Raw genomic sequence first — 19,770 nt, 5'->3', positions numbered from 1 at the left:
CCTCCTCAGCGCAGTCGGCGCAGGTAAGGGTGCTGAGCCCTGCGCGGCAGCAGGCGGACGCGTGCGTCGAGCACGCTGACGGCATCAGGCATCGCGAGGACGGGGTCGAAGTCGGCTTCGGCGAGCTGCGGCAGGTCGACCGCCATGCGAGACAGACGCAGGAGTAGCTGTTCGAGGCCTGCGAGGTCGACGGGTCCGCTGCCCCGTGCCCCGAACAGGAGCGGTGCGCAGCGCGGGGCGGTGATCAAGTCGTGTACGTCGAGGTCGGTCAGCGGGGCGAGGCGGGCGGCCTGGTCGGCCAGGACCTCGGCCACGGTGCCGCCGAGCCCGAACAGTACGAGCGGGCCGAAGACCTCGTCCTGCACGACTCCCGCGAACAGTTCGGTGCCGCGCGCGGCCAGCGGCTGGACGACCACCCCGGTCATCAAGCCCACGAACCGTGTCTCGAAGTCCCGGAAGGCGGCGCGGACTTGGGATTCACCTTCGAGATCGAGGTGCACGGCGTGCTGTTCGCTCTTGTGGAGCAGGCCTTGCCAGTGAGCCTTCAGGACCACCCGGCCGTCGGGGCCGCGCAGCCGTTCGGCCGCGATGACGGCGTCGTCCTCCGTCTGCACCCAGGACCACGGAAGCTGGGGAATGCCGTAGCAGGTGAGGAGTTCGCCGCAGGTGCGCGGGTCGAGCCAGCCGCCGTCCGGGTGGGCGGCGAGGTACGTTTCGGCGACCGCGCGGGCCCGGGCCGTGTCGACCTCCGCGAGCTCTGGGATCGTGCCCGCCGCCCTGCTCAGCCACGCCGCGCGGTGAGCTGCGTGGGCCAGCGCGCGTGCTGCCGCGCCGGGTTCGGCGTACGAGGGGATCGAACCGCCCTCGGTGGCCGGCAGCAGCCTGACGGGCAGGTTCTGCTCCAGGCGTACGACGGCGACCGGAAGGGCGCGGCGTGCGGGGCCGCTGGTGAGGGCCCGCACGAGGTCGTCGCCGGTCGCGGCCGCGACGGCCGTGGGGACGAGGGCCAGCAGGACGGTGTCGATACCCGGGTGCCGCATGATCCGGTCCACGCAGTTTCCGAGCTGCTCCTCCGTGACGGCGGCGGTGACGTGGACGGGGTTGCCTGCGGTGGCACCGTCGGGCAGTACGGCAGACAGGCTTTCGATCACCGAGGGCGTGAGCGGCGGAAGCGAAAGTCCCGCTTCCTCGCAGGCGTCCGCGGCCAGGACACCCCCGCCTCGCGGATTGGTGACGATGACTACGCGGGTCCCGGCCGGCAGCGGCTGGGAGTACAACAGGGCTGCGGTTTCGAGTAGTTCACCCACCGAGCGGGTGGCGGTGATGCCGGCCTGGGTGAACAGCGCCTGCCGGGTCATGGTCGGGGTCGCGGCGGCCGCGGTGTGCGAGGCGGCGGCTCGACGGCCGGCGTCAGTGCGGCCCGCGTCGACCGTGAGTACGGGCATGCGGCGACTCACGCGCCGGGCGGTACGGGAGAACGCCCGCGGATTGCCGAAGGACTCCAGGTGCAGCAGGGCGAGTTCGGTGCGGTTGTCGCTCTCCCACCACTGGAGCATGTCGTTGCCGCTGACGTCGTACTTGTCGCCAAGCGAGGCGAAGGACGAGACACCGATGCCAAGCCGGGACAACCCGTCGAGCAGGGCGATGCCGACGCCGCCGGACTGCACGGCGACGCCCGCCGTGCCGGGGCGAGGATGATCCGCTGCGAAGGTGGCGTCGAGGGAGAGTGCCGGGTCGGTGTTGGTGATGCCGAGGCAGTTGGGTCCGACGAGCCGCATGCCGTACGTGCGGCAGGCGGCCATGAGGGCTTGTGCCTGCTGGCTGTCGAGGCCGGCCGAGACGACGAGCAGTGCCCGGACCCCAGCCTTGCCGCACTCCTCAGCGATGCCAGGGAGAGCTGCCGCGGGCACCGCGAGGACAGCGAGGTCCGGGACCTTGGGCAGCGCGCTGACCGACGGATAGGACGGAACGCCGAGGATCGACGTGGCGCAGGGGTTCACCGCGAAGAGCCGCCGGGTGAAACCGCCCGCGTGCAGATGGTGCAGGAGAGCCCGCCCCACCGACCCCGGCCTGCGTCCGGCGCCGACCACCGCGATCGCGTCCGGTCGCAGCAGCGGCTCCAGGCTGGCCACGTCGGCGGCCCGGCCGCGCGCCTCGACGGCCGAGAGATAGGCGTCGTCCTCGTCCAGTTCGATGGCGCAACGCACCTCCGGACCCTCGAAACGGCGTGCGGTGCGCAGGCCCAGGTCGGCGAAGAGCCGAAGCACTTCATGGTTCTCGGAAAGGGCGTCGGCCGTGAACGTGGTGATGCCGTCCGCACGGGCGTCGGAGACCAGGTGCTCGACCAGGAGCGTGCCGACGCCCCGATGGTGCAGTCCGTCGGCCACCGCGATGGAGATCTCGGCCGTGGCCGCTTCGTCGCCGACCTCGTACTCGGCCAGACCGATCACCTGGTCCTTCGACTCGGCCATCAGCGCCCGGTAGCCGGGGCGCGGCGGCGTACAGGCCCGGTCGGCGGCCATCCCGGCGGAATACCGGCTCGCCGCGAAGAACCGCAGCCTCAGATTCTCCGCGGACATCTCCTCGTAGAACCCGTGCAGTTGCTCGTGATCGCCCGGCCGCACGGGACGTATGCGCACGGTGGTGCCGTCCGAGAGCAGGGCATGGACCGTGGGTCGGCTGCGCGTGTCATGGGTCATCGTGGCTCTCCTCCAGGCCTTTTGCCACTTCGAGCATCCAGCGGATCGGCCAGTGATCCCATGGGCTGCCCGGGGTGCTTTGGGGGCCGGTCGGCCCTGGAGTCTGGTCCCGCACGAGCAACGGGCCCAGCTCGGCACCCGGCGAGCATCGAGGGTGCAAGCGTGGGCCCGGGCGGGGTGACGGTGACGCCGTAGTCGGCCCACTGGAGGGCCGCCGGGTCCCTGGGGCCCGCCTTCGCCCGGTCGAACGCCGCGCGGAGGTAGGTGCGGGCGATACGACCGACGCCGTTGATGCCGACGCGTACGGTCATGACGTTGAACTCCCTTGCGGGGTAGTGGCGTTCAGGCCATCCAGGTCCGGTCGAAGCGGGAGCCGACAGATCTCCGAGCACCTCGACCCGCGCGTCGCGGGGACCGTGGCACAGGACCGCGCCGAGCAGTAGCTCGGCGAGGCCGCTGCGGCCGCGCGAGCCCAGGATCAGTGCCGAAGCGGTACGGCCTTCGCGCAGCAGAGCGGGCACGGGCTCTTCGGGCAGTACCTCTTGGCTCAGGTCAGCTGTGCGGAACGACGACGGGGGCGGTGGCGTGGTGCAGTACGGCGTACGTGACGGAACCGACGCGCGCGCCGAGCGGGCTGCGGCGGATTCGGTGGCCCATGACGACCAGGGAGGCCTCGCGGGAGGCGTCCACCAGGTGATTGGCGGCCGTCCCGTACCGGGGCTCCTCAACGACCTCGAGGGTTCCAGCCATGGACGATCCGCAGGGTGGTGGCACGGCGGTCGGCCGCGTCGAAGGCGAACTCGATGAGCGAGGGCTCCGGGTCGTCGATGGCCAGGCCCAGCACCACAGGCCGGTAGGGGGTCGCGGCGGACGGGATGCCCGCCGGGTCCATCAGGTGTTCGTCGGCGGCCTGCTCCCCTGCTCAGGCCGCGCGAGCCCAGGACGAGCAGCGCGGCGTCATCGGCAAGGTGCGCCAAGACCTCGCCGGGCCGGCCGTAGACCTGCTCCGGGGTGCCGCAGGCTCAGTCCCTCTGCGGACTCGCGGGGCCTGCGCCATCGGCGCGGGAACCGGCTCCCAGACGTTGACGAGTTTCAGCGGCAGGCCGCGCAGCTTGGCCTCCCTGGCCGCCCTCCCCCACTCTCGGGCGAGCCGTGTAGGAGCGGGGCAGCACGTCAGGTCGAGGTGAGCCGGAGTTGGCCACGATCGCCTTACGCGGCTTGACCGTTCAGTCCGCCTTGGACGGCGACCACAGGCTGACCGTGCAAGCGCTGCCCCCGGTCAGAGATAGTTCCGTTCCTCACCAGTCGGCATCCGTGCGATGGGCACGACGACCGGTGTCGTCCGGCAGGCCGGGAGGCCTCGGCAGGGGGTCGCTGAAGTGGTGTGCAGCGATCCGTGCGTCGTGCTGGGCGTTGAGCAGGTGGATCAGGCGCATTCCGATGCCGATCGCGAGGACGATCACCGCGATGACGACGAGGGTCTCCACGAGGCTCACCTCCAGCCGTTTCCGGACAGCGGGAGGGCGCTTCGGCCCATGGAGTCCCCGAAGGGCGACATGCAGGCCCCGCCTTCGCCCTCCCAGGTGGCTTCCCGGCGCTGCGCGTCGCGGATGCCACGCCCGATGACGGCTTCGTTGGCCATCAGGATGCCCGCGGTGAGGACGCTGCCCGGAATCGCGGCGGCGGCCATCAGGCGGGCCGCAGCTGCGGGTGGGGTCTCGGGTGGGATGACGAGGAGGTCCCAGCGCCCCACCGTGTAGGAAAGCAGGATGACCTTGTCAGGGTCCTGCTCGGTGAACCAGCCCACGTGCAGCCTGCGCCCGTCCACGGACACCGTGTGCGGTACGACGGGCCAGCGCGTGGGGTTCACGGTGACGCGGGTGATGCGCCCCCAGGATTCCTCCAAGGCGGCGGCGAGCGGTGGGAGCTGGGCTTCGAGGTCTCGGGAGCAGGGCCACCAGGCCCCGTCCAGCTGACCGCCGAGGGTGGTCTTCGGGGTGAGGGACAAGCGGGCCGGGAACTCTGCGGCGAGGTCGCGGGGCGCGGTCCGGTCGAGGGTCGTGGTCATGATGCGGACCTGCCCCCGGACTGCCCGTCGGCAGCCCGGTTCATAGGCGATCGCCGGAAGTGACACCCGCGTGAGAGCCGGTGTGCGAAGTACTCCCGGTGCTGCCACTGTACGCCCGTTCGGTGGGCTCTGGTCGGTTTGACCAGGTATTTTCCGGCGGGCAGTGGAGCGGGCGGCGGGAGTATCGTGAAGTGACGGCGGGCTCGTGCACGCCGCCGACCGGGCACCGGCGTGGGCATGGGCGCCGATTTGCGACAACGCACGGCCGCACCCCGTAGACGGGCGGACCGACATGGCTGACTCCGACATCCCCCACACGCCCCCGCTACTCCTGCCGGATGCGATCCACCAGGCGGTCAAACCCGGTACGGCCCTGCTGCGGCTGGAGACCACGCGATCCCGTGAGGGACTCCTCGACGGCGCGTGGTGGCCGCGCACGCGCGACATCGAGACCGAGCTGCCCGCACTGATCAGCGTGTTGACCGGGCACCTCGGACCGATCACACGGGTGGGCGTGGACGCGTCCGCCTGGAACAGCCTCCCGACCCGCCTGGTCATCGACGACCAGGTCGTGCACCTCGACTCCGACCCGGTCGGCGACGACACCGTCCTCATCACCCGCGGCGACAACGACCACTTCGCCCTGCTGGTGGTTCCCCCGGACACCACAGCCGATGCCGCCCGTGAAGCGATGGCCCGTGCCGTCCGCGCCGACAACATCACCCAGGCCGCTCAGATCCTCATCGCCACCACGCCCGAACCCGAGACGTCGTCTTGACCGAGCCCAGAACCGGCCCTCACAGCCCAATTCCCCTACGCCAAAGGGACTTACTCGGCTACCCGGCCTCATTCCGTCCGACGGCGCCAGACACCCGCACTTGGGGCCGGGGCCAACTGGCGCGCCTGGTCGGGGCCGTGGCCGGTCTCGGCCACGGAGCTCGTTCGCGGCGATGTGCCGCTGCCAATCCGGCGAACCCTCGCGGGTGATCTACCGCCCGCGCTTCCACTGTCCGCTCAAGGGACGGGAAGAGACACATGATCCCCTTGAGGGTCCGTGCGTGACGGGGACGAGGACCACGTGGCAGCGCGCATGGTGCAGGAGCGCATGGGTCACCGGGCCGAGTTGCAGTCCCAGCGTGAACTTCCGGCGGTGCGCGGCGATGACGACGACCTCACCCGTCGCGCCGGCGTCGATCAGTGCCCGAGCGGGTGCGACGCGTACCGAGCGGTTGTCCAGATGCACGAAGGGGTGCTCCTTGTGGAGTGGAGCCACGACCAGCTCGGTCGACGCCTCCTCTCGCCGTGCGCAGGACTTGCGGTCGCTGTGCGTACGGTCGTTCCGTCCGTAGGCCCATGCGTGCACGACCGACACCCCGGCATCTCGTCGGAGGGCCTCCGCGAAGGCGAAGGACACTGCCGGAGCGTCCTCCTCGCCCCGCACGCCCACGACGACGGTGCGCACACGGGCCGTCGTCCGCAGCGGAGGTTCGTACCGGACGACGAGAAGCGGGCTTCGGCAGTGCGCGGCAACGCGTAGGCTCACGGAACCCAGCAGCAAGCCCGCGAATCCCCCGTTGCCGCGGGTGCCGACCACAGTGAGGGCCGCTGCCCGACCCCTCCTCACCAGCACTTGCGCGGCGTCGTCGGCCACGGCGACGGTGGTGACCGGTACCTCCGGGGCCAGCGCCGCGATGTGCCGGGCGGCCTTCGCCAGGATGTCCGGCGCATCATCGTCCAGGGGCTCGTACGCGCCGCCCCAGGGCCAGGCATGGACTATCTCAAGGGGCACCCGGCGGCGGTGCGCCTCCCCAGCCGCCTGTTCTAGTGCGTGCGTCGCCGCTCGAGATCCGTCCGTGCCGACCACGACGTGGCCGTGCGGGCTTTCGCTTCGTCGGCTCATTTCCCCTCCTTCTCGTGGCGCTGCCCGTGACAGCTGCGAAATGGCGTGCTGTGTACGGGCACGAGCCTCAGCCGCGGCCTTCGGGCGAGCGGGAACACTCCGTGCGAGCAGCGATGAAGGCGATGAGGCCGGCCGCAGCAGCGATGCCGATGTCCGGCCAGGACAGGGCCGAGGTGCCCAGGAGATGAGCGAGGAAGGGTACGTACACGGCAGCGACGCCCAGAGCCGCCGCGGTCAGCACGGCGACCGGAAGGCTGAGGTTTCGGCGCGTCAGAACCCGCTCGCGCAAACCCAGTGCGACTCCGAGCTGGGCGGCCAGCAGGGACAGGAACAGCACGGTCTGCCAGGGGCCGCCGGTGTGCCGGACCCAGAGACTTGCGCCGAGACAGACAGCCGTGACAAGGATCGACAGCCGCAGCACACGCTGCCACAGACCGCCGCCGAGAACGTGCTGCCGCGGGCGGCGGGGCGGACGGTGCATCGCGTCGGGTGAGGAGGGTTCGGCTCCCATGGCCACCCCGGTCAGGCCGTGGGTGAGGAGGTTGATCCACAGGATCTGTCCGGCGCGCAGAGGTAGTACGAGGCCGAACAGGGGCCCCAGGAGCATGATCAGGATCTCTGCCGCACCGCCTGCCAGGGCGTAGAGGAGGAAGCGGCGGATGTTGGCGTAGACCCGGCGTCCTTCCTCGACGGCAGCGACGACCGAGGTGAGTTCGTCGTCGGCGAGGACCAGGTCGGCGGCCTGACGGGCGACTTCGGTGCCCCGGCGGCCCATGGCGACGCCGATGTCGGCCTGGCGCAGTGCGGGGCCGTCGTTGACGCCGTCGCCGGTCATGGCGGTGACCTCGCCGCGTGCCTGCCACGCCCCGACGATGTCCAGCTTCTGCTGGGGCGATGTCCGGGCGAAGACCCGGACTGCGGTGAGGTCGGGGATCTGACCTGCCGCCAGTTCCTGGCCGGTCACCACCAGTCCCGGCTGCTCGGCTTCGTCGCGCCGCAGGATGCCGACGCGCACCGCGATCGCGCGGGCTGTCGCCGGATGGTCTCCGGTGATGAGGACGGACGTGATGCCCGCGCTCCTGCAGGCGAGCACGGTCGCCTCGGCCGCCGCCTTGGGCGGGTCACTGATGGCCGCAAGGCCCAGCAGTCTCAGGCCGCTCTCGCTCTTCTCCGCGGGGTCGGGCAGAGCGGTGTGGGAGCCCGCTGCCACCGCCAGGACGCGGTAGCCCTCGGCGGACAGGGCAGCCGCCTCCTCGCGCGCCCGCTTCAGCACCTCGGGCTCCTCGTCGAGCAGCGATGGCTCCAGCACCGCTTCCGGGGCGCCTTTGAGGCAGATGTCGATCGCTCCCCCGGCTGTGCTGTGGAGGGTGGTCATGCGTTTGCGGAGACTGTCGAAGGGGACTTCCCCGACCCGGGGCCGGTCACGGAGGAGGCCCTCCCGGGCGCAACCGGCCTTCGCGGCGCCGGTCAGCAGGGCGGCTTCCGTCGGATCGCCGAGGGCTGCCCACGGTGTGGCCGCCTCGGCGGGCGGGACCAGCGAGGCGTCGTTGCACAGCGCCCCCGTCACGAGGACTTCGCGTACGGCGTCAGCCAGGGCGGGAGTTGGAGGCAGACCGGCGTGCAGGAACTCGCCCACGGGTTCGTACCCGGTCCCGGAGACGGTGACAGTACCGAGGGGGGTCCAGACGCGTTCGAGGAGCATCCTGCCCTCGGTGAGAGTGCCGGTCTTGTCGGTCGCCAGGACGGTGACCGACCCCAAGGTCTCGACGGCGGAGAGACGGCGCACCACCGCGTTGCGGGCAGCCATCCGCCGCGCGCCCAGGGCCAGCCCGAGCGTGACCACAGCCGGCAGCGACTCCGGGACGGCGGCCACGACAAGACTGATCGCGGTGACGGCCATGAGCTCCAGCGACTGACCGCGCAGCAGTCCGAGACCCAGGACCAGGAGACACAGCCCGACAGTGACGAGGGCCAGCACCTTCCCGAGCCCGGCCAGGCGTTTCTGAAGGGGAGTCAGCTGCTGCCTGGGATGCAGCGAGGCGGCGATCACGCCCAGGGCGCTGTGCGCTCCGGTCGCGGTGACCGTGGCCACGGCTCGGCCCCGCACCACCACCGTCCCGGCCCGCAGCCGTGCCGTATCCGGGTCCGTTCCATGGACGTCCTTGTCGGCCGGGACGGATTCTCCGGTCAGGGTCGATTCGTCGACCAGGAGTGCGGCGGCCTGGCGGAGAGTGGCATCGGCCGGGACGATGTCGCCCTCGCCGAGCATCAGGACATCGCCCGGAACGACGTCGGCGGAGGCGACTTCCTGCTCGGTGCCATCACGCCGGACGCGCGCGGTGGGGGCGGTCATGGCGGAGAGGGCCGCGACCGCGTTGTCCGCCCGGACCTCCTGCACCACCCCGACAGTGGTGTTGAACAGGACGACCACACTGATGATGATCGCGTCGGCGTAGTCCGCGGTGGCGACGGTCAGTGCCACCGCGGCCAACAGCACGATGATCAGCGGGTCGCGGAGTTGCGCGGAGACGCGGGACCACAGGGAGATCACGGCGGGCGGGGCAAGCGTGTTGGGGCCGCACTCGGCCAGCAGCCGGGCAGCCTGTTCCCGGCTCAGGCCCGCTTCGTGGGTCGGGTCGGGGTGGACATCGGACGATACGGACACGACGGCTCCGACTGCTCTGGTTCCGGCTCACAAGTTCTGTGACGGGGTGCGGTGACGGTGACGCGATACCCGTCCCTGGAGGTCAGTTGGTCCAGGTCCACTCGCTGACCTCGGGGAGATCGGTGCCGTGTTCGCGGATCCAGGTGTGGTGGCGCAGTCGTACGTCCACCATCTCCTGGCGGACCGCGGCGGCGCGGACGGCGAGACCGGGGACACGGTCGATGACGTCCATGACGAGCCGGTAGCGGTCGAGGTCGTTGCGCACCACCATGTCGAAGGGCGTGGTCGTCGTGCCCTCCTCCTTGTATCCGCGCACGTGCAGGTTCGCGTGCCCGGTGCGCCGGTAGGTGAGGCGATGGATGAGCCACGGGTAGCCGTGGTAGGCGAAGACGACGGGCTTGTCGGGGGTGAACAGGGCGTCGAAGTCCGCGCCCGACATTCCGTGCGGATGCTCCTCCTGCGGGAGCAGACGGGCCAGGTCGACCACGTTGACGACCCGGAAGGCGAGGTCGGGCAGGTGGCGCCGCAGGAGCTGGGCGGCGGCCATGACTTCCAGGGTGGGGACGTCCCCCGCGCACCCGAGGACGACATCGGGCTCTCCGTCGTGGTTCTCGCTGCCGGCCCAGTCCCAGATCCCCGCGCCGCGGGCACAGTGTCCCCGGGCCTCTTCGAGCGTCAGCCAGTCGAAGCAGGGTTGCTTGCCCGCCACGACGACGTTGACGTAGTCGCGGGAGCGCAGGACGTGGTCCGCCACGGACAGCAGCGTGTTGGCGTCCGGCGGCAGGTACACCCGTACGACCTCGGGTGACTTGTTGAGGACGTGGTCGATGAAACCGGGGTCCTGGTGCGAGAAGCCGTTGCTGTCCTGCCGCCACACGTGCGAGGTGAGCAGGTAGTTGAGCGAAGCGATGGGACGCCGCCAGGGCAGGCGGCGTGAGGTGCGCAGCCACTTGATGTGCTGGTTGACCATGGAGTCGACGATGTGGACGAACGCTTCGTAGCAGGAGAAGAGGCCGTGCCTGCCGGTGAGGAGGTAGCCCTCCAGCCAGCCCTGGCAGGTGTGCTCCGAGAGGATCTCCATCACCCGGCCGTGCGGGTCAAGGTGCTCGTCGGTGTCCAGTGTCTGTGCCTGCCAGGCCTTGCCGCTCGCCCCGTACACGTCCTGGAGACGGTTGGAAGCGGTCTCGTCCGGACCCACGAGGCGGAAGTCACGCCGCTGCGCGGTGTTCTCCATCACCGCTTCCAGGAGGCCGCCCAGGACCCGGGTGGGCTCGTGCAGGGTGGTGCCGGGTTTGTCGACGGGTACGGCGTGCCGGCCCAGCGGCGGGATCGGCAGGTCGTGGACGAGCAGCCCTCCGTTGGAGTGCGGGCTCGCGCCCAGCCGCCGCGTTCCGGCCGGTACGCAGTCCAGTACGGCCTCACGCGGCCGCCCGGCCTCGTCGAAGAGCTCCTCGGGCCGATAGGAGCGCATCCACTGCTCCAACTGGCGTAGGTGGTCGGGGTTTTCGCGCACTCCGCTCAGAGGGACCTGATGGGCACGCCACGTCCCCTCGACCGGCAGCCCGTCGACCTCGGCCGGTCCGGTCCACCCCTTGGGTGTGCGCAGGACGATCATCGGCCAGCGGACGCGTTCGCTCACACCTTCTTCGCGGGCTCGCCGCTGCGCGGCCCTGATCCGGTCTAGCGCGGTGTCCATCGCTTGCGCCATGGCGCTGTGTACCCGCAGCGGTTCGTCGCCCTCGACGTGCAAAGGCTCGTGCCCCACGCCCCGCAGGAAGTCGTCGAGTTCTTCCCTGGGCAGGCGTGCGAGCACGGTCGGGTTGGCGATCTTGTAGCCGTTGAGATGCAGGATCGGCAGGACGGCCCCGTCGTGAACGGGGTCGAGGAACTTGTTGGAGTGCCACGAGGCCGCCAGCGGCCCGGTCTCTGCCTCACCGTCGCCGATCACGCATCCGACGAGAAGATCCGGATTGTCCAGGGCCGCACCGTAGGCGTGGGACAGGGCGTACCCCAGCTCGCCGCCCTCGTGGATCGAGCCGGGAGTCTCAGGAGCCACGTGGCTGGGCACGCCGCCGGGGAACGAGAACTGCCGGAAGAGCCGGCCCATGCCGACCTCGTCCCGGCTGACGTCCGGATAGGTCTCGCAGTACGTGCCCTCCAGCCAGGAGTTCGCCAGGACGGCAGGACCGCCGTGGCCGGGCCCCCAGACGCAGACGATGTCCTGTCCACGCTCTCGTGCCACGCGGTTGAGGTGGGTGTGCACGAGGTTGAGGCCGGGCGAGGTCCCCCAGTGCCCAAGGAGCCTGGGCTTGACGTGTTCGGGCCGCAGCGGCTCCTTGAGGAGCGGGTTGGACATCAGGTAGATCTGGCCGACGGCCAGATAGTTCGCGGCCCTCCAGTGTGCGTCCAGCGACGCGAGTGCGGTGTCGTCGAGGTAGCGGGCGTCTCCCCGGGCAGGGCTGTCCATGTCTCGCTCCCTTGGCTGATGGCGAGCCGGTCCGGGCCGTCCGCCCCGCCGGTGGCAGGGGCCTTTGGCCGCCGACGGTCGCCGCTCGGCCAGGACCGGTCCCCGACCGCGCAGACGACCACGGACGGTCTCGCGCTGCCGCCCATCGTGGTCGCCCCGACGGGCGGCGGGAGAGGGGCCGTTCGGCCCCGTGCCGACGCCGGGTGGCCTCTCTTGTCGCACGGCCGCCGGTGCGAGGGTCGAACCGAACGAGCCTGTGCGAACCGAACGCGTCTGTGCAGAGCCACATCCAACAGGAGGCGAGCATCATGCTCCGTCCCGTCATCGTCGGCATCGACGGATCTCCCGAGAGCCTGGCCGCCGCCGGCTGGGCGGCGCGGGAGGCGCAGCGCCGTGACACGGCACTGCGCCTCGTCCACGCCTGGGCATGGTCCCCGCATCCCTCCGCCGCCGTCCCCTCGACGACCAGCCAGCGCCAGTGGGCACAGCGCATCCTGCGCGAGGCCCGCGATCACCTCGGATCCCTGTATCCGCACCTGCACGTCGAGGAAGCCCAGATTCCGGGACCCGCTCCGGCCGTACTCCTGGAAGCGTCGTCGCAGGGCGCGCTTCTTGTGCTGGGCTCACGAGGGCTCAACGGCTTCACCGGCTACCTCGCGGGATCGGTGAGCCTGAGCCTCACGGCGCGGTCCACGACCCCCGTCGCCCTTGTGCGGGCGGGCGAACAGGCGGCGGACGCACACCAGTTGAACGTGGAGGGTCACAGTTCGACGGACACTCCGTACCGCGCTGTGCTGCTCGGAATCGACCTGGCGCACCCCGGCGATGAGGCCATCGCCTTCGCTTTCGAGGCGGCGCAGTCGCGCGGCGCCGCCGTGCAGGTCCTGCACGGCTATCGGCCACCCTCGATCGCGGCGACGGGCCGGGGTGCCGGGGGTGGCCGCGAGACGGCCGCAGAGCACCAGTCAGCCCTCGACGCGCTGGTGCAGCCGTGGCGGGCGAAGTACCCCCGTACGGCGGTGACGACCTCAGCGCTCCGGGGCCGTGCGCAGAGCCTGCTGCTGCACGCCGCGTCCGATGCCGGACTCCTCGTCCTCGGCCGGCGCGACCGGCCCCGCTCCGGCCCGTTCACGGGGCCGACGATCCACGCGGCGCTGCACCACGTCCGGTGCCCGATGGTCGTCGTACCGCACGCCTGACCGGGCGATCGTCATCCGGCCGGCACCTCACCCGACGGACATGCGCCGATGTCCAACTGCCCTACACGCCGCACCGGTCGGCGGACAGGGCGGAGGAGGGGGACATGCGGACGGCATCCGACCGGGCGGCCCGGGCAGCCGCGACATCGACGTCACGCGCGGGGCGAAGAGGGCGGCCTCGATCGCCCTCGTGCGGGCCCGTCGCGTTGGACCTGCCCCAACCGGCCCGCCGGGCAGGGACCTTCGGCGGGTGCCCGAGGACCGATCGGACCGGTCCCGGCACCTGGACCCGGCGAACAGTCTGGACGGACTCACACAGTTCGCGTGACACGAGCAAGGGCGGGACACCATGGCACTGCACCAACGCCCCCGACGACGCACGGGCATCCGTTTTCCCGCTTCCCGCAGGGCCCCGGCGCAGGGTGCGGCGGCTGGCGGAACAGTCGCGCGTCTCGACGAAGCGGCCGCGTCCACCGTCGCTCTCGCACGTACCACCGCCGTACTGCGCATCCTCACCGCGTTCACCTTCCTCTGGGCGTTCTTCGACAAGACCTTCGGCCTGAGCTACGCGACCGGGCATGGCAAGGGATGGCTCGACGGCGGTTCCCCGACGATGGGCTTCCTGAGCGGCGTCTCGGCCGGGCCGATGGAGGGCACCTTCCATGCCTGGGCCGGCGATGCCTGGGCGGACTGGGCCTTCATGCTCGGTCTGCTGGGCGTTGGCGTCGCGCTGGCGAGCGGTGTCGCGCTACGGCTCGCGGCACTCGCCGGAACGGCCATGATGGCCCTGATGTGGGTGGCGGAATGGCCTCCGGCCCAGCACCTGTCCGACGGCTCGCCCAGCATGTCGACGAATCCGCTCGTCGACTACCACGTGTTGTACGCAGCCGTCCTCATCCTGCTCGCCGTGGCACACGCCGGGCGCACCTGGGGGCTCGGTGGCGCATGGGCACGGCTGCCCCTCGTACGGCGACACCGCTGGCTCCTCTGACCCGCCGCCACCCCGCCGCTCCGCCACCAGCGCCCATCGATCCCTCGCATCGCCACCCGCTCGTGCCTCGCGAGCGCCCGGAGCCCGTCGATCACAGGAGAACCGTCATGAGCGCACACCCGCGGACCACAGCGGAGAACCCCCGCGGCCTCCCCGTACTGCGAGACATGAGTGCCGTCGTGTTCGACACCGACGGCGTCATCACCGACTCCGCGCGGCTCCACGCCGCCGCCTGGAAGACCGCCTTCGACGCATGTCTGCGCGCACAACCGTCACGGGGCCCAGGGCCCGAACGGCCCTTTGACCTTCCCGCTGACTATCTGCGCTACGTGGACGGCAGATCGCGGCTCGACGGTGCCGCCTCGTTCCTCGCCTCGCGAGAGCTGCGGCTCCCGGCAGGCAGCCCCGACGACCTCCCGGGAACCGGCACCGTGGGGGCGGTCGCCGCCCGCAAGGAGCAGCTCTTCGTGGAACGCCTGAGCCAGGGCCGCATCGAGGCGTATCCCGGAACGGTCCGGCTGTTACGGATACTGCACGCCCGCGGCGTGCCGATGGCCGCCGTCTCCGCCTCCCGCCACGCAGGCGAACTGCTGCGGGGCGCCGGGGTGTTCGAGCTCTTCGCGGCCCTGGTGGAAGGCGCGGAGGCGGCCCGGCTTGCGCTGCCGGGCAAGCCGGATCCCGCTCTGTTCCTGGAGGCGGCCCGCAGGCTCGGCACGCCGGTGGAGCACACCGCGGTGGTGGAGGACGCCCTGGCGGGGGTCGAGGCAGGTCGCCGCGGCGGGTTCGGGCTCGTGATCGGCGTGGACCGTACCGTGGGTCCGGGCACGGGCGCAGCACTGATGGCACACGGCGCCGACGTCGTGGTCACGGACCTGGCCGAACTGTTCGGCGACGGCGGGGAGATGCGGCCATGACGGGATGGACCTGGGAGTACCACGGGTACGACCCGGCGTCGGAACGCCTGCGCGAGGCACTCTGCACGCTGGGCAACGGATACTTCGCCACCCGCGGTGCCGCACCCGAGTGCCCGGCCGACGACGCCCACTACCCCGGCACGTACGCCGCGGGCTGCTACGACCGGCTCACTTCCACGGTGGCCGGCCGGCAGGTCGAGAACGAGGACATCGTCAACCTGCCCAACTGGCTCCCCCTGCGCTTCAGGATCGACGCGGAGAACGGGGGTATTTCTGAGGCCGCGGAGAGCACCGACGCCCCCTGGCTCACGCCGGACAGTGCAGCGCTGCTCGACCATCACCAGCACCTGGACCTGCGCGCCGGAACCCTGGAACGCACCATGCGCTACTCGGTCGGGGGTGAGCGGGTGCTGTCCGTGCGACAGTTGCGGCTCGTCCACATGGCGGACCCGCATCTCGCCGCGCTGCGCACCGAGTTCACCGCTGAGGGATGGGCGGGCAGCGTGGAGGTCGAGGCGGCCCTGGACGGGGCGGTCACCAACGACGGCGTCGCCCGCTACCGGCAGCTCGACGGCCACCACCTCACAGACGTCCGCACCGGGCGCGGCACACCGGACTCCGCCTGGCTGACCTGTCGCACCCGTACGTCCGCGATCCGCGTCGGCATGGCCAGCCGTGTGACCGCCGATGGCCCCGTCGAACGCCGCCACACCGAGCCTCGCGCCCTACGGGTCACCCAATCCCTGCGCCTCTCCCTCGCGCCCGGCCGTACGACCACCGTCGACAAGGTCGTGGCTCTGCACACCTCACGCGACCCCGCCATCAGTGATCCACTGCACGCCGCCGTCGACAGGGCAGGCCGGGCACCGGGATTCGAGACGCTCCTCATCTCGCACCGCGCGGCCTGGCTGCGCCTGTGGAACAGCGCAGAGCTGGACGTACCGGGGAAGTCGGGCGGCATCCTGCGCCTGCACCTGTTCCACATCCTGCAGACGCTCTCCCCGCACACGGCCGACCTCGATGTCGGGGTGCCGGCCCGCGGCCTGCACGGGGAGGCCTACCGGGGCCACATCTTCTGGGACGAGCTCTTCGTCCTGCCCTATCTGAACCTGCACTTCCCCCAGATCTCCCGTGCCCTGCTCACCTACCGCCACCGGCGCCTCGAACAGGCACGGAACGCGGCCTCCGACGCCGGCCGGACCGGCGCCCTCTACCCGTGGCAGAGCGGGAGCGACGGTCGCGAGGAAACCCAACAGGTACATCTCAACCCCCGCTCCGGACGATGGCTGCCCGACCACTCACGACTCCAGCACCATGTCGGATCGGCGATCGCCTACAACGTGTGGCAGTACTGCGAGGCCAGCGGGGACACCGAATTCCTGCACACCAAGGGCGTGGAGATGCTGACGGAGATCGCCCGCTTCTGGGCAGATCTCGCGACCTACAACGACAGCACCGGACGGTACCGAATCCTCGGCGTGGTCGGCCCCGACGAGTACCACGACGCCTACCCCGGGTCCTCGACGCCCGGTCTGGACGACAACGCCTACACGAACGTCACCGCCGCCTGGGTACTCGCCCGCGCGCTCGACGTGGTGCGCGCACTGCCACAGGCGCGCCAGGACGAACTACGCGAGCGAACCGGCCTCCAAGAAGCCGAACTGATCCGGTGGGACCAGGTGTCACGGAAGCTGCGGGTGGCCTTCCACGACGGAGTCATCAGCCAGTTCGAGGGCTACGGAACGCTCGCCGAGCTCGACTGGAGCGCCTACCGGGCGCGTTACGGCGACATCCGCAGGCTCGACCGAATCTTGGAGGCGGAGGGCGACACGGCCAACCGCTACCAGGCCTCCAAACAGGCCGACGTCCTCATGCTCGGCTACCTCTTCTCGCCGTCCGAACTACGCCAGATCTTCGCCAGGCTGGGCTACGAACTGGACGACGCGCTGTGGGCGAGGACCGTCGACCATTACATGCGGCGTACGAGTCACGGCTCCACCCTCAGCGGTCTTGTGCACGGCTGGGTGCTTGCCCGCCTGCGACGCGAGGACGCCTGGACGTACGTCGAGGAGGTGCTGGCGGGCGATGTCGCGGACGTCCAGGGCGGCACCACGGAAGAGGGCATCCACCTCGGCGCCATGGCCGGCACCCTGGACCTGGTCCAGCGCGGGCTCACCGGCCTCGAGACACGGGACGGAGCCCTGTGGCTCGACCCCGTCTCGCTGCCGCGACTCTCCGAATACGGCTTCTCCGTGCGCTATCAGGGGCATGAGGGGGTCACCGTGCAGGTACGGGCCGGAGAGCTCTCCATCAGCGCGCCCACCTCTGAGCGATCGCCGATCGACATCAGGCTTCCCACTCGTACGGTGTCCCTCGCCCCGGGCAAGAGCTGCTCGCTGCCGCTGCACGACCGGTGAAGCACGCCTTCGACCGGACCCGGCCCACGTCGACGGCCGGGGCCGGGGCCGGGGCCGGGGCCGGGGCCGGTTGGAGACGGTGAGGGACCAACGGCCCCTGCTGCGCGCTCCCATGACGCGGGGAGAGTGGGGACATCCCGAAGACGGCCAGCTCAGGAGGCTCCAATGTCCCGCACCGTGATCGCAGGCATCGATGGTTCACGCGAGAGTCTGGCGGCCGCGGAGTGGGCCGCCGGTGAGGCTTCGCGGCGACGACTACCGCTTCGGCTGCTTCACGTCCGGGACCCGTCCCCCGGGGTGCGCGCGACGTTCGCCGGTGCCAAGAGATCACTCTGGCCTGACGGCGGAGCGCAGTCGGCGGCCGAGTCCCTCCGGATACGGCACCCGGACCTCGATGTGGCAACCGACGACGTGCTCGGCAGGCCCGCCGAAATCCTCTGCACGGCGAAGGACCAGGAACTTCTGGTGCTCGGTTCACGGGGTCTTGGCCGACTGGCGGGCTTCCTCCTCGGCTCCGTGTCGCTGGCGGTCATGGCCCGCAGCACCACCCCGGTCGTCCTCGTGCGGGCCGAGGACACGTCGTCCGCGCGGGAGTGGCTGCCGTCCGGCGATGTCGTGGTGGGCCTGGACACCGCACAGCCGTCGGACGCCGTGCTGGAATTCGCCTTCGCCCACGCCGAACGGCACGGGGTCACGCTGCGGGCGTTGCACAGTTGGCAGCTACCCCCCTTGTACGGCGGCGATCCGACGGGCGCAATGCTGTCGGCCCAGTCCGAACTGGCCACGGTGAGGGGCGAGGTCCTCGAGGAGATTCTGGCGCCCTGGCGGGAGAAGTTCCCCACCGTCGCCGTCACCGAGCGGTGCCGGCTCGGTCATCCCGCGCGCGACCTCGTGGAGGCGTCGCGCGATGCCGGTCTCCTCGTCGTGGGCCGCATGGGGCACCGGGCGAACGTCGGCGCGCACATCGGCTCCGTCACGCACGCGGTGCTGCACCACTCGGTGACCGCGGTGGCCGTGGTGCCCCACGCCTGACCAAGCGCGACCGCCGCGCACCCGCACGGCCGACGCCGACGCGAACTCCGCTCCCTTGCCGGAGCAGACCCTCCGGCCGACGACAGGAGGCTCTCCCATGTCCCCCACCTCAGCGCCCGGCCCCACCGCCCCCGCGTCCCGCCACCGACAGGGTGACATGGGCCGACGCGTGTCGTGGCGTCGAGAGCAACTCGGTCTGTCCCGCCAGGACGTGGCGGAGCGATGTGGCTCGGTGCCCGGCTACATCAGATACGTGGAGGAACAGTCCGTCACGTCACCGGGTATCGGCTTCCTGACCAGCCTCGCCAACGCGCTGGAGACGACGGTTGCCGAACTGGCAGGCGGCACGGCAGACCTCCCACCCGGCACCGCAACAGCGCCCTACCGTCCGCAGTTCACCGAACTGGGTGTCGGGGAGTGCCATCGGCTGCTAGGCACGCACGGCATCGGGCGAGTGGGATTGTCCACGCCCGACGGGCCCGTCATCCTGCCGGTCAACTACATCCTGTCGGAGGATGCCGTCGCTTACCGGACTGCCCCGAACGCTCTTCCCGCGTCCGCCGCGGGAAACCGGGTCGCTTTCGAGGTGGACCGCATGGACGACGCCCTCAGCCAGGCGTGGAGCGTCCTGCTGTCAGGCACGGCACGTGCGGTCACAGACCCCGTCCAGGTGCGTCTGCTGAACGAGAGGGCTCAATCGCTGCCGTGGGCGGGGGGCGACCGCGACCTCTGGATCGCGATCACCCCCACCCGGCTCACCGGCCGCCGGATCGCCGCCCGCCACACCTATCTCTCGTCCGCGGTCGCGCGGCCCGAACTGCAGTAGCCCACCCGCGGATCCGGGCCCACACCTGGCTGGCGAGTGCGCGCGGGTCGATGCCGGGCGGGGCGATGTTGGCGGCACAGCGTCCGCTGCTTTGGCCGATGATCGAGAAGGTGGCATGAGTACCGCCCGACCTGTCCGCTCCGGCCAGGCAGTCCCTGACAGCAGCTGCCTCGTCGGTGATCTTGCAACGAGGATTCCACAGCCGAACATCCGGGCGCGAGGACCAGCAACGCTGCCGCAGCGTGGTCCACTCGGATTGGCGCGCTGGGGCTTGTGTGGCGTGTCCTGGTCTGCGAGTGAGCCGAGTGCTGCAACGCCGCCGTCGCAGTTGTCGGCTCCCGCCAAACGGCCGCGATGTGCTGCGCGCCCCCGAAGCCCCTCGCCGAGCGCGATCGCCCACCCAGCGCTACCCGCAGGTGACCTTTCCATCCAGTCCCGAACGGGCCTGGGCGATGTCCTCGTTGGACCGCCCGATGAAGTTCCACCACAACCCGATCGCATGCCCCATCGCGGCCCGAGGGTAGATCCACCATCACGTCGCCAACCAAGTCCTCAATGCCCGCCTGTGGATCCAAGCACCGGGCCAGTTGCG

Annotated in this window: 13 protein-coding genes and 1 pseudogene; 7 read left to right on the top strand and 7 right to left on the bottom strand. The window is 70.9% G+C overall.

All coding sequences use genetic code 11. The annotated features are described in order from the left end of the window. Nucleotides 1-5 precede the first annotated feature (5 nt). The 4 genes and pseudogenes from M4V62_RS39695 to M4V62_RS39675 all read right to left on the bottom strand — a co-directional run bounded on the left by M4V62_RS39695 (nt 6) and on the right by M4V62_RS39675 (nt 4,767). A complete protein-coding gene (locus M4V62_RS39695) occupies nt 6-2,699 on the bottom strand; it encodes a bifunctional acetate--CoA ligase family protein/GNAT family N-acetyltransferase (RefSeq protein WP_249592044.1) in 2,694 nt (897 codons plus the stop codon). Between the two features lie 552 nt (nt 2,700-3,251). After that, a pseudogene (locus M4V62_RS39685) lies at nt 3,252-3,876 on the bottom strand (universal stress protein). Nucleotides 3,877-3,997: 121 nt separating this feature from the next. Beyond that, nucleotides 3,998-4,186 (bottom strand): hypothetical protein, encoded by a 189-nt coding sequence (locus tag M4V62_RS39680; RefSeq protein WP_249592043.1) that lies wholly within the window; start codon nt 4,184-4,186, stop codon nt 3,998-4,000. 5 nt (nt 4,187-4,191) lie between these two features. Beyond that, nucleotides 4,192-4,767, bottom strand: a complete 576-nt coding sequence (locus M4V62_RS39675) for a DUF5994 family protein (protein WP_249592042.1) — start codon at nt 4,765-4,767, stop codon at nt 4,192-4,194. Nucleotides 4,768-5,059: 292 nt separating this feature from the next. Between M4V62_RS39675 and M4V62_RS39670 the strand changes: the two genes are divergently transcribed. Then, the gene (locus tag M4V62_RS39670; RefSeq protein WP_249592041.1) at nt 5,060-5,545 is read left to right on the top strand and encodes a DUF5994 family protein; all 486 of its coding nucleotides are present in this window, start codon (nt 5,060-5,062) and stop codon (nt 5,543-5,545) included. Between the two features lie 210 nt (nt 5,546-5,755). Here the strand turns inward: M4V62_RS39670 and M4V62_RS39665 are convergent, their stop codons facing one another. The 3 genes from M4V62_RS39665 to M4V62_RS39655 all read right to left on the bottom strand — a co-directional run bounded on the left by M4V62_RS39665 (nt 5,756) and on the right by M4V62_RS39655 (nt 11,799). Beyond that, nucleotides 5,756-6,667: a universal stress protein gene (locus M4V62_RS39665; RefSeq protein WP_249592040.1), complete on the bottom strand. Its 912-nt coding sequence runs from the start codon at nt 6,665-6,667 to the stop codon at nt 5,756-5,758. A gap of 67 nt (nt 6,668-6,734) precedes the next feature. After that, a complete protein-coding gene (locus M4V62_RS39660) occupies nt 6,735-9,332 on the bottom strand; it encodes a cation-translocating P-type ATPase (RefSeq protein WP_249592039.1) in 2,598 nt (865 codons plus the stop codon). A gap of 82 nt (nt 9,333-9,414) precedes the next feature. Then, nucleotides 9,415-11,799: a phosphoketolase family protein gene (locus M4V62_RS39655; protein WP_249592038.1), complete on the bottom strand. Its 2,385-nt coding sequence runs from the start codon at nt 11,797-11,799 to the stop codon at nt 9,415-9,417. A 308-nt stretch (nt 11,800-12,107) separates the two neighbouring features. Between M4V62_RS39655 and M4V62_RS39650 the strand changes: the two genes are divergently transcribed. The 6 genes from M4V62_RS39650 to M4V62_RS39625 all read left to right on the top strand — a co-directional run bounded on the left by M4V62_RS39650 (nt 12,108) and on the right by M4V62_RS39625 (nt 19,178). Then, nucleotides 12,108-12,998: a universal stress protein gene (locus tag M4V62_RS39650; RefSeq protein WP_249592037.1), complete on the top strand. Its 891-nt coding sequence runs from the start codon at nt 12,108-12,110 to the stop codon at nt 12,996-12,998. A 349-nt stretch (nt 12,999-13,347) separates the two neighbouring features. Then, on the top strand, nt 13,348-13,989 hold the full coding sequence (locus M4V62_RS39645) for a hypothetical protein (protein WP_249592036.1): 642 nt from the start codon (nt 13,348-13,350) through the stop codon (nt 13,987-13,989). 107 nt (nt 13,990-14,096) lie between these two features. Beyond that, nucleotides 14,097-14,903, top strand: a complete 807-nt coding sequence (locus M4V62_RS39640) for an HAD family hydrolase (RefSeq protein ID WP_249592035.1) — start codon at nt 14,097-14,099, stop codon at nt 14,901-14,903. Then, nucleotides 14,900-17,320 carry a glycoside hydrolase family 65 protein gene (locus tag M4V62_RS39635; protein WP_249592034.1) on the top strand — a complete coding sequence of 807 codons (2,421 nt, stop codon included), beginning with the start codon at nt 14,900-14,902 and terminating at the stop codon, nt 17,318-17,320. Before M4V62_RS39640 ends, M4V62_RS39635 begins: the two co-directional genes overlap by 4 nt. A gap of 165 nt (nt 17,321-17,485) precedes the next feature. Further along, the gene (locus M4V62_RS39630; protein WP_249592033.1) at nt 17,486-18,352 is read left to right on the top strand and encodes a universal stress protein; all 867 of its coding nucleotides are present in this window, start codon (nt 17,486-17,488) and stop codon (nt 18,350-18,352) included. A 97-nt stretch (nt 18,353-18,449) separates the two neighbouring features. Further along, nucleotides 18,450-19,178: a helix-turn-helix domain-containing protein gene (locus tag M4V62_RS39625; protein WP_249592032.1), complete on the top strand. Its 729-nt coding sequence runs from the start codon at nt 18,450-18,452 to the stop codon at nt 19,176-19,178. Nucleotides 19,179-19,770 lie beyond the last annotated feature (592 nt).

Source organism: Streptomyces durmitorensis (assembly GCF_023498005.1).
GTDB lineage: Bacteria > Actinomycetota > Actinomycetes > Streptomycetales > Streptomycetaceae > Streptomyces > Streptomyces durmitorensis.
The sequence above is the reverse complement of the archived record's forward strand: the minus strand, read 5'-3'. Positions and strand labels throughout refer to the sequence as shown.